The organism is Methylomonas methanica (assembly GCF_001644035.1).
Lineage (GTDB): Bacteria > Pseudomonadota > Gammaproteobacteria > Methylococcales > Methylomonadaceae > Methylomonas > Methylomonas methanica_A.
In genome coordinates, this window is record NZ_LUUG01000054.1 from 49,939 (window position 1) to 63,182 (window position 13,244).

The following is a 13,244-nucleotide window of genomic DNA, read 5'->3' on the forward strand; positions in this document are numbered from 1 at the left end:
ATTTATGTTGCAGTTCCTTAAAGACAACGTGCTCCTTGTTTTATTGACGCTGGTGGTTTTGTTATTGCCGTTGTTTTCTGCCAATGCCTTGGTCTATTGGCTAGCGGCCCCAATTCCAACGATATTGTGGATGCTTAAAACATTTCGTGCGCAACGTGCTCAGCTGTCAGCCTCGACATCTAGCAAGGAGCTAAGCGAAGCCGAATTGGTGCGCGCGATTGATGACTATTTAGTACACCTCAAAGATTGTATTGACCAAGAAGCATCCTATTTCCGCGCGGAATTGGAACAGCTCAAAGCCATGCTCGCCGACGCGGTGAACACTATGTCCAGTAGTTTCAATAGTTTGGCTAGTTTGACATCCGGGCAGTCGTCGATAGTATGTTCGTTGGTAACTGATTTGGAAGGAACTACCGAAAAGGGGCGTAGTACGCTTAATTTCTCTAGTTTTGCCCAGGAAACCGATAATGTCTTGCAGTTTTTTATCGACCATATTCTGCAAATCAGTAAGCAGAGTATGGAAATGGTAGCGGTCATCAACGATGTTGGCGGCCATATGGCTCATGTTGAAAAACTGTTGGGCGACGTGCAAAAAATTGCCGATCAAACCAATTTGTTGGCGCTGAATGCTGCCATCGAAGCCGCCAGGGCAGGAGAAGCCGGTCGAGGTTTCGCGGTGGTTGCGGGAGAAGTGCGGAATCTATCGAAAAACTCGGATAAGTTCAGTGAAGAAATTAAGCGCGTGGTAAAGGCCTCCAAGGATAATATCCACGAAGCGCAAACCATGATAGAAATAATGGCATCCAAGGACATGAATGTGGCGATTAGTTCCAAGGCCAGTATCGACAAGATGATGGATGATATCGCCGTCATTAATGCCAATATCTCCAACAATGTCGGCGAAATTTCCCAATTGACCAACAAAATTGAGTTCAGTGTCGGTAATGCCGTCAGAGGGCTGCAATTTGAGGATATGGCCCGACAATTGATCGAATACCTACAGTTTAATCTACAGCATTTCGGCTCGCTATCCGACGAGGTAAGCATAGGGTTGGGTGTATTTAAAACCGGTAGCGATGCAAATTGGCGCGATCAATTACAGCAAGGTTCTGATCGCTTGAAAATTATGAAGCAGCAGTGGCAAGTCCGAAAATCGCATATTGTTTCGCAATCTTCCATGGAGGAAGGCGAAGTGGATCTGTTTTAGTACAAATGTAGGGAATGACATGATAATACGTGAGGTTAAAGATTATGGGTATTGAGGCACGCGTTGATGGGGGAGTGCTGTCGATTAAAATAAGCGGCCGGTTCGATTTCGGTGTGCATAATGAATTTCGCGAAGCAACCAAGCTTGTTGAAAGTGGCGTAAAGCTGATAGAGGTGGATTTGAACGGTACTGAATACTTAGATAGCTCCGCGCTGGGGATGCTATTGGTGCTACGAGACAAAATGGCTGGCGATAAGTCGGCAATACGGATTAAAAATTCGCGTACCGAAGTGAAAAAAATTTTGGAAATCGCTAATTTTGATAAATTATTTACACTGTCCTGAGCAATCCCGCTTTTTTATATAATCTAATGGCGCGATCAAACCGGCAACGGGTTGCGTAGCCGCCAACATTCCATGAACCAACAGACTGACTTTTCCAGTTCCGATTTCATTAGAAATTTTTTCCAGCGATTTCTGCCCAATTCCCAAGTTGTTTCCCTAGCCATAGTCTTGCTGGGCGGCTTTTTATTGATATACGGCTTGTTGGATTTGCTGATGCCGGTTTTTGTGGCCATCGTTTTAGCGTATCTACTGGAAGGGCTGGTGGTTAAAGCCGAACAACGCCAACTTGGTCGTTTGATTTCGGTGCATCTCGTGTTCTTTGCGTTTATGGCTGTACTGGGTTTTGTGTTGTTCGTGCTAGTGCCGATAGTGTCCGAGCAAACGGTGCAACTGGTGCAACACATACCGGAGATTGTCTCCAGCACCCAAGCCGAAATCATGCGTTTCCCCGAGCGCCATCCGGAACTCATTTCGGAAGTCCGAATTCGGGAAATCATGTTTTCCATTCAGCAAGACTTGCTCAAGTATGGTCAGGATTTAATCTCCGGCTCCGCCCAATCGTTTGTGGGATTGGTGGCGGTGATTATTTATCTGTTTTTGGTGCCGTTGATGGTGTTCTTCTTTCTGAAGGATAAGCAGGTTTTATTGGGCTGGTTTGTACAGTTTCTGCCGAAAGATACCAGTCTCAGCTTGCGAGTCTGGCATGAGGTGGATAGGCAAATCGCCAACTACGTGAGAGGCAAATTTCTTGAAGTGTTTATCCTGTGGGCGATCAGTTACATAGTCTTCTGGTTGTTGGGCTTGAATTACGCGATGTTGCTCGCGGTACTGATGGGCTTGTCCGTGGTGATTCCGTATGTCGGCGCGACATTAGTGACTTTTCCGGTATTAGCGGTGGCCTATGTGCAGTGGGGTGTGGGCGGTAGTGATCACTTTATGTACGTGTTTATCGCTTATTCGGTGATTCAGGCACTGGACGGGGTGATATTGGTGCCGCTGCTGTTTTCCGAAGCGGTGAATTTGCATCCTATCGCGATTATTGTGGCCATCCTGTTTTTTGGCGGTTTGTGGGGATTTTGGGGGGTGTTTTTTGCGATACCCTTGGCCACGCTGGTTAAAGCGGTGTTAATGGCGTGGCCAAAGGCTGAAATCAGTCGATCATTGGCTTGATGGCTTTACAAATTATCGGATGCAAAATCCGCCAGGCGAGAACGCTCGCCGCGGCGTAGCGTAATATGAGCGCTGTTCGGCCAAGACTTGAAGCGATCAACCACGTAAGTCAAACCGGAGCTGGTGGCGGTTAGATACGGCGTATCGATCTGCGCCAGGTTACCGATGCAGATGATTTTTGTACCCGGCCCCGCTCGGGTAATTAAAGTCTTCATCTGTTTGGGTGTAAGATTCTGCGCTTCGTCGATAATTAAATAACGATTCAGAAAAGTCCGGCCGCGCATAAAGTTTAGCGAACGAATTTTTACCCGATTCATCATCACGTTTTGCGATGCGCCTTGTTCCCATTCGGTCGTGCCGGAACGGCTGCCCAGCAATTCCAGATTGTCCATCAAAGCCCCCATCCAGGGTGCCATTTTTTCTTCTTCCGTGCCGGGTAAAAAACCAATGTCTTCGCCAACCGGCATGGTTTCCCGCGTCATGATGATTTCCAGATAGAGTTTACTTTCCAGCGTCAAAGACAGGCCGGCCGCCAGTGCCAGCAAGGTTTTACCGGTGCCGGCCGAGCCTATCAGCGTCACGAAATCCACGTTCGGATCCAGCAGGGCATTTAAAGCAAAGTTTTGCTCGCGGTTTTTGGCGGAAATGCCCCAAATGCTATTGTGCTTGGTGCGGTAATCGCGGGCCAATTGCAACACCGCCGTATCGCCTTCACGGCTTTTCACAATGGCTTCGAAATTATCTTCGCCTTCCATATACAAATATTGGTTGGGATACCATTCGGCAACCAGCGGACCATTCACCCGGTAGTATGTATGGTCGTTTTCTTGCCACGATTCCATCTTGCCGCCGTGTTCCTCCCAGAAATCGCTGTCCAGCGCCATCGTGCCCGTGTAGAGCAGGTCTATGTCTTCGATGGTTTGATCGTTATGGTAATCCTCGGCACTGATTTGCAGCGCCGCGGCTTTGATGCGCATATTGATGTCTTTGGAGACCAGGATTACATTCACATCCGGGTATTCCTTACCTAAGGCCAATACGATACTCAGGATAGAATTATCGGCAATTTGCCCGGGCAGGTCGGCGGGGAGTAGATGCGACAATTGCCGGGTTTGAAAATACAGACGGCCGTCGAATTCTCGCTCGCCATTCAGAGAATAATCGATGCGCGACAACGGCAAGCCGGCGTTGATAGTTTGTTGATCGGCATCGCGGATTAATTCGTCCAAAAACCGGCTAACTTGGCGGACGTTGCGCGATACATCGGATAAGCCTTTTTTGGCGTGATCCAATTCTTCCAGCACTACCATTGGAATGAAAACATTGTGTTCTTGAAAGCGAAAGATGGACGTTGGGTCGTGCATCAGTACGTTGGTGTCCAACACGAACAATTTTTTGCCGGCGGATTGAATATTCATATTATCCTTATAAAAAGCGTGGAAAGGCGGCTTCAACAGAAACCCGGTGCTGCGCTGAATGTATTTCTACTCTATCTGTGGAGTTATCGTCAACCGAACTATCGCTTGGCGTGTGTCCGATAAGCGCCGGTGCCATGGACATAACGAGTATTGCGATCTCTTCGTCAATTCCGGTTTTTTTTAAAAATACTTGCCCCAATAATCGACTACTCTCCAGGTTCTCTATACTTAAGCCGTCGTCATTGGTTTTGTATAGTCGGTTACAATAGCGCGCATATGTCGCGACAACTTAATTTGTATCGGTATTTTTAGGATAGCTATTTATGACATTTTCACCATCAAGCCAGCCAGACTTGGATTGGAGCCAGATTAGGGAAACCATCAAACTGTTGACCGTCTCGGTTGCTCAGGTTGAAGGCAGTATGAAAGCCGGCGACGAATCGGTGTCAGCCTTGGCCGACTCGTTTACCGGTATGGTTGAAGATATGAAAAACATCCATCAATTACTGAGCGGTTTTCAGCAGAGCGAGAGCCGCGATCAGGCTTTGACACATTGCGAGGCGACCCAGCATAAAATCTATTCGGCGATTGTGGCGTTTCAGTTTTATGATCGCCTGCAGCAATGCTTGCAACACGTGTCCAACAATCTAAAAGGCTTGTCGATCATCATAGATACCCCGCACAGGTTATATAATCCTGCCGAATGGTATAAGTTTCAGGAAAGCATTCGTAACCAGTACACTATGGAATCTGAAAAAGTGATGTTTGATGCTATCCATCAGGGCAAAAGCGTCGATGAAGCGCTAGCCTTGTTTCAACAAGCAAATCGGCAAAGCGATGATGATGAAATCGAACTGTTTTAACTTTACTTGGCTACTTAAATCGTAAATGAAAAAGAAATCTCTGTTAATTTTGTGCCCTCTGTTACTGATATTAACGGCGTGTAGTAATCCCGGCTCCGAACCGCCGGTGGCCGGCAGCGTACCTGCCAAAAAAGCCCCGTCTAAAAAATCGGCGGCCAATAAAGCACCCGCAGTCACCGCTAAAAAACCGGTGTCTACTCCAGATACCGCGACCTATCCCATCGAAAGCGTTAGCAATAACTTTAAAGATGAACCGAATTTGCCGACCTTTCGCGCCGAGCCGTTGATGCCGCCGGCCGATATTCCACCGCCTGCGCCAGCTAGTCCGGCTGTGATTGCGCCCGCGGCCGTGGCAACAGCAACTGCGCCGGCACCGAAGTTTGTCATAGAAGACGCACGTATCCCCAGCGGCACGCCGCCGGCCGTGGTAGCTTTAATTAGCGAGTCCGACCGCAGTCGTAATAGTGGCGACCTTGACGCTGCGGTGGTAGTGATGGAACGCGCGCTACGCATCGATTCGCGCAACCCCACGCTGACCTATAAATTGGCGCAGCTTAGAATCAAACAAAATAAACCGCAACTCGCGGAAGAGTTGGCTGGCAAGGCGGCTCTGCTGGCTGGCGGTGACCTCGGTCTGAAACGCAAAAGCTGGCTGCTGATCGCCGAAGCCCGGCAAATGCAGCAAAACTCCCAAGGGGCCAGAGAAGCTAAAGCCAAAGCGGACAGCTTTTTCGGTCGCTAGTGGCTGAGAGTTCCAAGCCGGCGCAGTCCACTGCCGCAAAATTGGCGGATATTTTCGGCGAGGGCGGCGCCCTGGCCGAGATTATCAGCGGTTACTCGCCGCGCGCCGCGCAGATCGAGATGGCAGAGCAGATTGCGTATGCCATTGAGTCGCAGCAAAACCTAATTGCCGAAGCCGGCACCGGCACCGGCAAAACCTTTGCTTATCTGATTCCCGCGATCCTGTCCGGCAAGAAAGTCATCGTCTCCACCGGTACCAAAAATCTACAAGACCAATTGTTCAACAAGGATTTGCCGGTGATACGCAAAGCCTTGAGCGGACGGCCGTTTAAAGCCAGTTTGTTGAAAGGCCGCGCCAATTATTTGTGCACGTATCGGCTGGAACAAGCCTTGAATTCCGCGTTCGGTTACAGTCAGGAAGATGCGGCGGCGCTGGCGCAAATCAAAGCCTGGTCGAAACGCACCAAGGCCGGCGACGTTTCGGAAGTAGCCGATGTACACGACGGCGATCCGGTCTGGTTTCATGCTACCTCCACCACCGACAATTGCCTGGGGCAGAACTGCCCGGACTATGCCGATTGCTTTCTCACCAAAGCTCGCAAACAGGCGCAAGAAGCTGAGATTGTCGTGGTCAATCATCATCTACTGTGCGCCGACTGGTCGATTCGCGAAACCGGTTTCGGCGAATTGTTGCCCGATGCCGACGTAGCCATCATCGACGAAGCCCATCAACTGGCCGATACCGCCTCCAATTTTTTGGGGGTGACGATCAGCGGCAAGCAGTTGGTCGATCTGGCCGACGACAGCTTGGCCGAGTATTTCACCGACGCCAAGGATATGCCGGACTTGCGCACCGCCTGCGAAGACTTGCAGCATGAGGTCAAGGATTTGCGCTTGGCGTTTGGTCTGGAACTGCGCCGTGGCGACTGGCAGGACATCGAAACCAATCCGAAAATTGCCGGCGCGTTGGAATCCTTGCAAAAACAGTTGGCCCGGCTGACCGACCAATTGGAACGCGCCTCGGTGCGCAGCAAAGGCCTAGAATCCTGCTTTGATCGCGCCGAAGCGCTGGACGCGCAACTGGAAACCCTGATTAACGACCAGGACGGGCAGTGGATTAAATGGTACGAGACCTACAGCAAGTCGTTTACCCTCAGTCGCACGCCGCTGGATATCGCGAAGGAATTTCGCGGCTTCATGGCGCGGCATAAAGCCACCTGGATTTTTACCTCGGCTACTCTGAGCGTCGCTAATAATTTTGTGCATTTTTCCAAGAACCTGGGTTTGAGCGGTGCGCTGAGCCAGAGTTGGGAGAGCCCGTTTGATTATCCGAACCAGGCCTTGTTTTATCATCCTAAAGGTTTACCGCAACCCAGCGATCCGGACTTTACCGACAAGATTGTTGAGTTCGCGTTACCGGTGCTGGAAGCCAGCCGGGGCCGGGCGTTTTTCCTGTTTACCAGCCACCGCGCCTTGCAACGCGCCGCGCAGTTGCTGGAAGGTAAAATCGATCATCCTATCTTGGTACAAGGCACGCGCTCCAAAGGCGTGTTGCTGGATCAATTCAAGGAGTTGGGCAATGCCGTATTGCTGGCAACCGCCAGTTTCTGGGAAGGCGTGGACGTACGCGGGGATGCCTTGTCCTGCGTGATCATCGACAAACTGCCGTTCGCTTCGCCCGGCGATCCGGTATTAAAGGCACGCATGAACGCGATGGAAAAGCAGGGCCGTAATCCGTTTTTCGAACATCAATTGCCCAGCGCCATCATCATGTTGCGGCAAGGGGTGGGCCGCTTAATTCGCGACGTCAATGACCGTGGCGTATTGATGGTCTGCGATCCCCGCTTGTTAAAACGTTCCTACGGCCAAATGTTTCTGGACAGCGTGCCGGCCATGAAACGCAGCCGCGAGATCGAGGACGTGCGGCAGTTTTTTGCAACAGAGGAAAGCAGTTGAAATTATTGGCAGTAGAAACTTCCACCGACGCCTGTTCGGCGGCTTTGTTCATCGATGGCGAGATTACCGAAAAATTTGCCGTAGCCCCGCGCGAACATACCAAGCTGATTTTGCCGATGATCGATCAATTGATGGCCGACGCCCAGCTCAAGCCGCAACAGCTGGACGCCATCGGTTTGAGTCGCGGGCCCGGCTCGTTTACCGGCGTTAGGATAGCTGGTGGGGTAGTGCAGGGTATTGCCTATGGCGCCGATTTACCGGTGGTGCCAGTGTCTACTTTGGCGGCAATCGCGCAAGACTTTTTTAACCGGCGGTCCGACGCCCAACTAAGTTTCACCGCAATGGACGCACGGATGGACGAAATTTTTTGGGGTGTATATCAACGCAACGCATTAGGTTTAGCGGAGTTGAACGGTGCGGAAGCTGTCACGCCCGCCGGCGAAGTGATCTTTCCCGATTTTGCCGGCTTTGGTGTCGGTTCCGGTTGGGGTGTTTATGCGGAGCAGTTGGGCCAGCGTTTATCTGGGCGCGTGCTGGGCGTCGAGGTGGAGGTTTGGCCACGTGCTGCGTGTGTTGCTCAACTGGCGGCTTATGGATTTGCTAACGGTTTGGCGGTGGCTGTCGAGCACGCCATGCCGGTTTATCTGCGCGATAAAGTGGCAAAAAAACAATCGGAAAGATAAGCGGATTTGTGGCTTGCACCTGCTGCTAAAACTGCCTCGCGACGTTTTTAAGTGCCTTCTAAGGTACAATAGCCTTTTACCTAAGCCGATATTTTAGCCAATGGCGCAATATTTCGAAATCCATCCGAAGAACCCGCAGCCGCGCTTGATTCAGCAAGCGGTCAATATTTTGCGCAGCGGTGGGGTGATTGTGTATCCGACCGATGCTTCCTACGCATTGGGTTGCCAGATCGGCGATAAAGCGGCGATGGATCAAGTCCGCAGCATCCGCCGCCTCGACGATAATCACAACTTTACCTTGCTGTGTACCGACCTATCGCAGGTTTCCAACTTTACCAAAATGGGCAACGAAGCTCATCGCTTGATAAAAAAACTGACTCCGGGCCCATTTACGTTTTTACTGGATGCGACGCGTGAAGTGCCGCGCCGTTTGCAGCATCCAAAAAAGAAAACCATAGGCGTCAGGATCACCGATCATCCGGTTGCCCAGGCCTTGGTCGAACAACTTGGCGAGCCTTTGCTGACTTCCACCCTGATGATGCCCGGCGATAGCGAGCCTTTGGCCGATCCCTACGAAATCAGAAAACGGCTGGAAAAAGAGTTGGCCCTGGTGATAGACGTCGGGGTGATCGAATATCAGCCCACTACCGTAATCGCTTGCGGCGACAAGTCGATTGAAATTATTCGACAAGGTATCGGTATTGCGCCGATGTTGGAGTGAAACAGCCATGATGGACGAATTAACCCTAATACAAAGGATAGTAGTCTGGATTTTACCGGTGATTTTCGCGATTACCGGTCACGAGGTGGCGCACGGTTGGGTGGCCAAGAAGTTAGGCGATAACACCGCCGCCGACCAAGGCCGCCTGACCCTGAACCCGCTGAAACATATCGATATTTTGGGTACGCTGATCATTCCCGGCTTGTTATTGCTGACCTTTACCGGCTTTGTGTTCGGTTGGGCCAAGCCGGTGCCGGTCGATCCCAGAGCATTTAAAAAACCGCGTCAAGCCATGGCCATTGTGGCGGTAGCCGGTCCTTTATCCAATTTGTTGATGGCGGCGGCTTGGGCTTTGTTGGCGAGAATCGGCGTGATGCTGGAAATCGAGTATATCTCTTTTCCGTTGATCTACAGCGGTGTAGCCGGCATCAGCATTAATTTGGTGCTGGCTTTGATCAATCTTTTACCGATTCCGCCGTTGGACGGCAGCCGGATTTTGTCCGGGGTACTGCCGGATTACTGGGCCTGGCAATACAATCGTTTGGAACGGTTTGGTTTTATTTTTTTGTTGATTTTACTCGCTACCGACGTGTTGCAATATTTGCTGGCTTATCCGATGTACTACGCCCAACAGTTATTTTTTAGTTTGGCGGGCATGTAGTTTTGAACGAAATTGCATTACCGGTGGAAACTGCCCTGCCGCCGCTGGCGCTGGTGCAAGGCCAGCCCTATCAGGATTTACCGGACGATCTCTACATTCCGCCGGATGCGCTGGAAGTGTTTCTGGATGCCTTCGAAGGACCGCTGGATTTGCTGCTGTATTTGATTCGCCGGCAGAATCTGGATATTCTCGACATCCCCATCGCCCAGATTACCCGGCAATATATTGCCTACATCGATATGATGGAAAATATGCGTCTGGAACTGGCCGCCGAATATCTGGTGATGGCTGCCCTGCTGGCCGAGATCAAATCGCGGATGCTGCTGCCCAGGCAGCCGGAAAGCGAGGAAGAAGAGGAAGACCCCAGAGCGTTTTTGATCCGCAAATTGCAGGAATACGAAGCGATCAAAAAAGTGGCGGAAGAAATCGATATGCTGCCCAGAAACGAGCGCGATACCTTTGAATTTGGTGTCGACACTTCCACCGTGGACGTACAGCAAATTCTGCCGGATGTGCAGCTCAAGGAGCTGCTACTGGCCTTCCAGGATATATTGAAGCGTGCCGAGAGGCTCAGTCACCATCAAATAACCAAAGAACCCCTATCAGTCCGTGAACGAATGGCAGCCATTTTGGAAAAACTTAACGGAGCAAATCAGCTCCCTTTCGCAGCGTGTTTTACCCGAAGTGAAGGAAAAAACGGAGTGGTTGTCGCGTTTCTTGCCATCCTTGAACTCTCCAAGGAACGCATCATCGACATCTTCCAATCCGAGCCTTACGCCGGCATCCAGGTCAGAATCCGCGTCGATAGCGGCACCGGGGACTGACCCGCAGTTTGCCGAAACCGTCGTCGATGATGTTATTCCCGCAGCCAAACCTAGAACTCCCCGCAAGCCCCGCATCAAACCCGAGCCGGTCACGATATTTGTGCCGGTCAAGCGGCGCGCCGTGCGTTTTCCGGCTATTTGGGCTAGCGAGCCGCGCGTTGCGGTTTTACCGGTCATCGAGCCGAGCGAACCAGTCGCTGTGCCCACGTTTCGTCGGCGAGCGGTACGCCTGCTGCCCGCTTGGCATACTAGCTGGAGCTGGCAGCCAGTTACGCCGGAAGCTGCGGCCGTTAGCGAGGCTAGGCGCGCAACCCGCTTGCCGCAGCGCTGGTCTAAGATTATTCGCGCCAGTACTTACCAACCTATCCTGGTCGAACGCCACCGATTACAGCCCGACATAATTAAAGAGTGCGACATGAACACCAAGCGCATTGTGGAAGCCATTTTGTTTGCCGCTAATCGGCCGATGACGATCAGGCAGATTCAGGAAACCTTTCCGGAACTGGAGCAACCCGATACCTTGTCGGTGCAAATGGCCTTGGATGACATCGCCCGCGATTACGCTGACCGCCCCATCGGCCTTAGGCAATTGGCCAGTGGTTATCGGTTTCAGGTGCGCGAAGGGTTATCGCCGTATGTGACGCGCTTGTTCGAGGAAAAACCCGCCCGTTATTCGCGCGCGCTGCTGGAAACCCTGGCCATCATCGCCTATCGCCAGCCGGTGACGCGCGGTGAAATCGAAGACATCCGCGGCGTCAGTGTCAGCAGTTCCATCATTCAAACTCTGTTGGAGCGCGAGTGGATTCGCGTCATCGCCCATAAGGAAGTACCGGGCCGGCCGGCCTTGTTCGGCACCACCAAACAATTTCTGGATTATTTCAATTTAACCTCATTGAGCGAATTACCGACGCTGGAAGAAATCGTCAACTTCGATTTCGGCAACTCGCCTCAACCGCAACCTGAGCAGGACCACAGTGAAAGACCGCAAACCGCCGAGATCGAACAACCCGTCAGCCCCGCAGGACAAACGGACCCAGAAACCGCAGTCTCGGAAACCGAGTTCGACGCCCAAACCGAAGCCGGCCTCGGCGCCGAAAACCTCACCCTCCACTAAAGCCGCGCCTGCCGGCGGCGAGCGCATCCAGAAATTACTGGCGCGGGCCGGCGTGGGTTCGCGGCGGGAAATCGAGCGCTGGATAGAGGAAGGCAAGCTCACCGTCAACGGCAATCCGGTACAGCCGGGTTACCACTTGAAACCCGACGACCATCTGCAAATCAACGGCCGGGTGGTGAAATGGGAAAAATACGCCGAGCAGCCGACCCGCGTATTGGTGTACCACAAACCGGTCGGTGAACTGGTCACCCGCCGCGACCCGGAAGGCCGCCCGGTAATCTTTACCCAACTGCCGCGCCTGCAAGTCGGCCGCTGGATCGCGGTTGGCCGTCTGGACATCAATACTTCCGGCTTGATTTTAGTGACCAACAACGGCGAACTAGCCAACCGCTTGATGCACCCGTCACGCGAGGTCGAACGCGAATATGCGGTGCGGATCTTGGGCGAAGTGGACGATGCGATGCTGGCGCGCTTAAAGCAAGGTGTGGAACTGGAAGACGGCCCCGCGCATTTCGAAGACGTTAGCTTCTACGCCGGCGAGGGCGCAAACAAATGGTTTTACGCTACAGTGAAACAGGGGCGGAATCGTTTGGTGCGGCGTTTATGGGAATCGCAAGGCGTCAAAGTCAGTCGCTTGATTCGGGTGCGGTATGGTGATGTCGGCTTGCCGGAGCGGGTTAGGGCGCATTCGTTTTATGAGCTTGAGCCTAAGGAATTGCAGGGGTTGATGGAGTTTGTGGGGTTGTAATTTTTGTAATCAATTACCCAATATTTAGGCGTTCGCGGACTTTCGTACTATGACTGAAATAAATATTACCGAACCAGCATTGCTTATTCGTACATCGAGGTTGTTCAACGAAGGTATGACTGCCCGACAACTCTATGATATTACGCGAGGAGTTTGGAAAATAGGCAAAGATCGAGAGAAAGCTGAGTACGCTTTTTGTGTCGCTAAGGGCGTGGTGCAAGAAATTTATAGTATTCAAGAATGGCAACCAGCAGGAAGCACACCATATGGACCACCTCAGCAGGACGCTAACATAAAGGATGGTAGGTGGGATGGCAGGTGGGAGTTTATTGGTAAGGTGGCGCCAGAAACAATACGTAATAAATATATCGGTAGGTCTGTTGCCCATTATTTTGCGATGGGAAATGCTAATCCGATTTACTACGTAAACATTAAGGCGTAGGGTGGGTACGGGTTTTGTGCCCACGCGGAATTTCGGTTTGCATAAGCAATGATTCGCTACCGCGAAACTTGATTGAATGCCGGTTCTCGCACCGGCAGGCGAGATACTTTCGCTACGAAAACCATCCCTGGTTTTCGCCCTTCGGGCCAGCCTATCCGCTGTTCAAATTCGCTCCCGGCGAATTTGTGCACCGCCAACAGAAAGTATCCAAAGAAAAGGCGGCCCGGATGCCGCTTCTTCCCTGCGTTCCTCGCTTTTGATAGGGGTTGCCGAAAGGGGCTTCCTGCCCCTTCGGCAACGTACGGCATCCATGCCGCACCCCTAACGGGCTATTCCTATCAAAAGCTCCGGT

The 13,244-nt window shown here is 51.8% G+C and carries 14 protein-coding genes; 13 read left to right on the plus strand and 1 reads right to left on the minus strand.

Annotated elements, in window-relative coordinates; genetic code table 11:
* Nucleotides 1–4: 4 nt before the first annotated feature.
* The 3 genes from A1332_RS07210 (at nucleotide 5) to A1332_RS07220 (ending at nucleotide 2,721) form a co-directional block, all read left to right on the plus strand.
* Entirely contained in the window at nucleotides 5–1,207 is a 1,203-nt protein-coding gene (locus tag A1332_RS07210; protein ID WP_064007871.1) for a methyl-accepting chemotaxis protein, read from the plus strand.
* A gap of 44 nt (nucleotides 1,208–1,251) precedes the next feature.
* Entirely contained in the window at nucleotides 1,252–1,551 is a 300-nt protein-coding gene (locus A1332_RS07215) for an STAS domain-containing protein (RefSeq protein ID WP_064007872.1), read from the plus strand.
* A 72-nt stretch (nucleotides 1,552–1,623) separates the two neighbouring features.
* Nucleotides 1,624–2,721: an AI-2E family transporter gene (locus A1332_RS07220; RefSeq protein ID WP_064007873.1), complete on the plus strand. Its 1,098-nt coding sequence runs from the start codon at nucleotides 1,624–1,626 to the stop codon at nucleotides 2,719–2,721.
* Nucleotides 2,722–2,726: 5 nt separating this feature from the next.
* Here the strand turns inward: A1332_RS07220 and A1332_RS07225 are convergent, their stop codons facing one another.
* Nucleotides 2,727–4,139: a PhoH family protein gene (locus A1332_RS07225; protein WP_064007874.1), complete on the minus strand. Its 1,413-nt coding sequence runs from the start codon at nucleotides 4,137–4,139 to the stop codon at nucleotides 2,727–2,729.
* A 323-nt stretch (nucleotides 4,140–4,462) separates the two neighbouring features.
* On the opposite strand from A1332_RS07225, the gene A1332_RS07230 reads away from it, so the two are divergent.
* From A1332_RS07230 to A1332_RS07275, 10 genes are all read left to right on the plus strand, one after another.
* Nucleotides 4,463–5,002 carry a hypothetical protein gene (locus A1332_RS07230; RefSeq protein ID WP_064007875.1) on the plus strand — a complete coding sequence of 180 codons (540 nt, stop codon included), beginning with the start codon at nucleotides 4,463–4,465 and terminating at the stop codon, nucleotides 5,000–5,002.
* Nucleotides 5,003–5,027: 25 nt separating this feature from the next.
* Complete coding sequence (locus tag A1332_RS07235) at nucleotides 5,028–5,744, plus strand: tetratricopeptide repeat protein (protein WP_064007876.1); 717 nt, start codon at nucleotides 5,028–5,030, stop codon at nucleotides 5,742–5,744.
* Nucleotides 5,744–7,699: an ATP-dependent DNA helicase gene (locus A1332_RS07240; RefSeq protein WP_064007877.1), complete on the plus strand. Its 1,956-nt coding sequence runs from the start codon at nucleotides 5,744–5,746 to the stop codon at nucleotides 7,697–7,699. Before A1332_RS07235 ends, A1332_RS07240 begins: the two co-directional genes overlap by 1 nt.
* Entirely contained in the window at nucleotides 7,696–8,382 is a 687-nt protein-coding gene (gene tsaB / locus A1332_RS07245; protein WP_064007878.1) for a tRNA (adenosine(37)-N6)-threonylcarbamoyltransferase complex dimerization subunit type 1 TsaB, read from the plus strand. Before A1332_RS07240 ends, tsaB begins: the two co-directional genes overlap by 4 nt.
* A gap of 100 nt (nucleotides 8,383–8,482) precedes the next feature.
* Nucleotides 8,483–9,103 carry an L-threonylcarbamoyladenylate synthase gene (locus A1332_RS07250; protein ID WP_064007879.1) on the plus strand — a complete coding sequence of 207 codons (621 nt, stop codon included), beginning with the start codon at nucleotides 8,483–8,485 and terminating at the stop codon, nucleotides 9,101–9,103.
* 7 nt (nucleotides 9,104–9,110) lie between these two features.
* A complete protein-coding gene (locus A1332_RS07255) occupies nucleotides 9,111–9,764 on the plus strand; it encodes a site-2 protease family protein (RefSeq protein WP_064007880.1) in 654 nt (217 codons plus the stop codon).
* 2 nt (nucleotides 9,765–9,766) lie between these two features.
* On the plus strand, nucleotides 9,767–10,588 hold the full coding sequence (locus tag A1332_RS07260) for a segregation and condensation protein A (RefSeq protein ID WP_064007881.1): 822 nt from the start codon (nucleotides 9,767–9,769) through the stop codon (nucleotides 10,586–10,588).
* Nucleotides 10,482–11,702, plus strand: a complete 1,221-nt coding sequence (gene scpB, locus A1332_RS26430; RefSeq protein ID WP_331709869.1) for an SMC-Scp complex subunit ScpB — start codon at nucleotides 10,482–10,484, stop codon at nucleotides 11,700–11,702. Before A1332_RS07260 ends, scpB begins: the two co-directional genes overlap by 107 nt.
* Before the next feature lie 25 nt (nucleotides 11,703–11,727).
* Entirely contained in the window at nucleotides 11,728–12,450 is a 723-nt protein-coding gene (rluB, locus tag A1332_RS07270; protein ID WP_082769390.1) for a 23S rRNA pseudouridine(2605) synthase RluB, read from the plus strand.
* A 49-nt stretch (nucleotides 12,451–12,499) separates the two neighbouring features.
* Complete coding sequence (locus A1332_RS07275) at nucleotides 12,500–12,892, plus strand: hypothetical protein (protein WP_064007882.1); 393 nt, start codon at nucleotides 12,500–12,502, stop codon at nucleotides 12,890–12,892.
* The last annotated feature ends 352 nt before the right edge of the window (nucleotides 12,893–13,244 follow it).

Excerpts from the sequence above, each read along its gene's own strand:
- A1332_RS07210 (WP_064007871.1), top strand. The coding sequence starts at position 5 with ATGTTGCAGTTCCTTAAAGACAACGTGCTCCTTGTTTTATTGACGCTG.
- A1332_RS07215 (WP_064007872.1), top strand. The coding sequence starts at position 1,252 with ATGGGTATTGAGGCACGCGTTGATGGGGGAGTGCTGTCGATTAAAATA.
- A1332_RS07220 (WP_064007873.1), top strand. The coding sequence starts at position 1,624 with ATGAACCAACAGACTGACTTTTCCAGTTCCGATTTCATTAGAAATTTT.
- A1332_RS07225 (WP_064007874.1), bottom strand. The coding sequence starts at position 4,139 with ATGAATATTCAATCCGCCGGCAAAAAATTGTTCGTGTTGGACACCAAC.
- A1332_RS07230 (WP_064007875.1), top strand. The coding sequence starts at position 4,463 with ATGACATTTTCACCATCAAGCCAGCCAGACTTGGATTGGAGCCAGATT.
- A1332_RS07235 (WP_064007876.1), top strand. The coding sequence starts at position 5,028 with ATGAAAAAGAAATCTCTGTTAATTTTGTGCCCTCTGTTACTGATATTA.
- A1332_RS07250 (WP_064007879.1), top strand. The coding sequence starts at position 8,483 with ATGGCGCAATATTTCGAAATCCATCCGAAGAACCCGCAGCCGCGCTTG.
- A1332_RS07255 (WP_064007880.1), top strand. The coding sequence starts at position 9,111 with ATGATGGACGAATTAACCCTAATACAAAGGATAGTAGTCTGGATTTTA.
- A1332_RS07275 (WP_064007882.1), top strand. The coding sequence starts at position 12,500 with ATGACTGAAATAAATATTACCGAACCAGCATTGCTTATTCGTACATCG.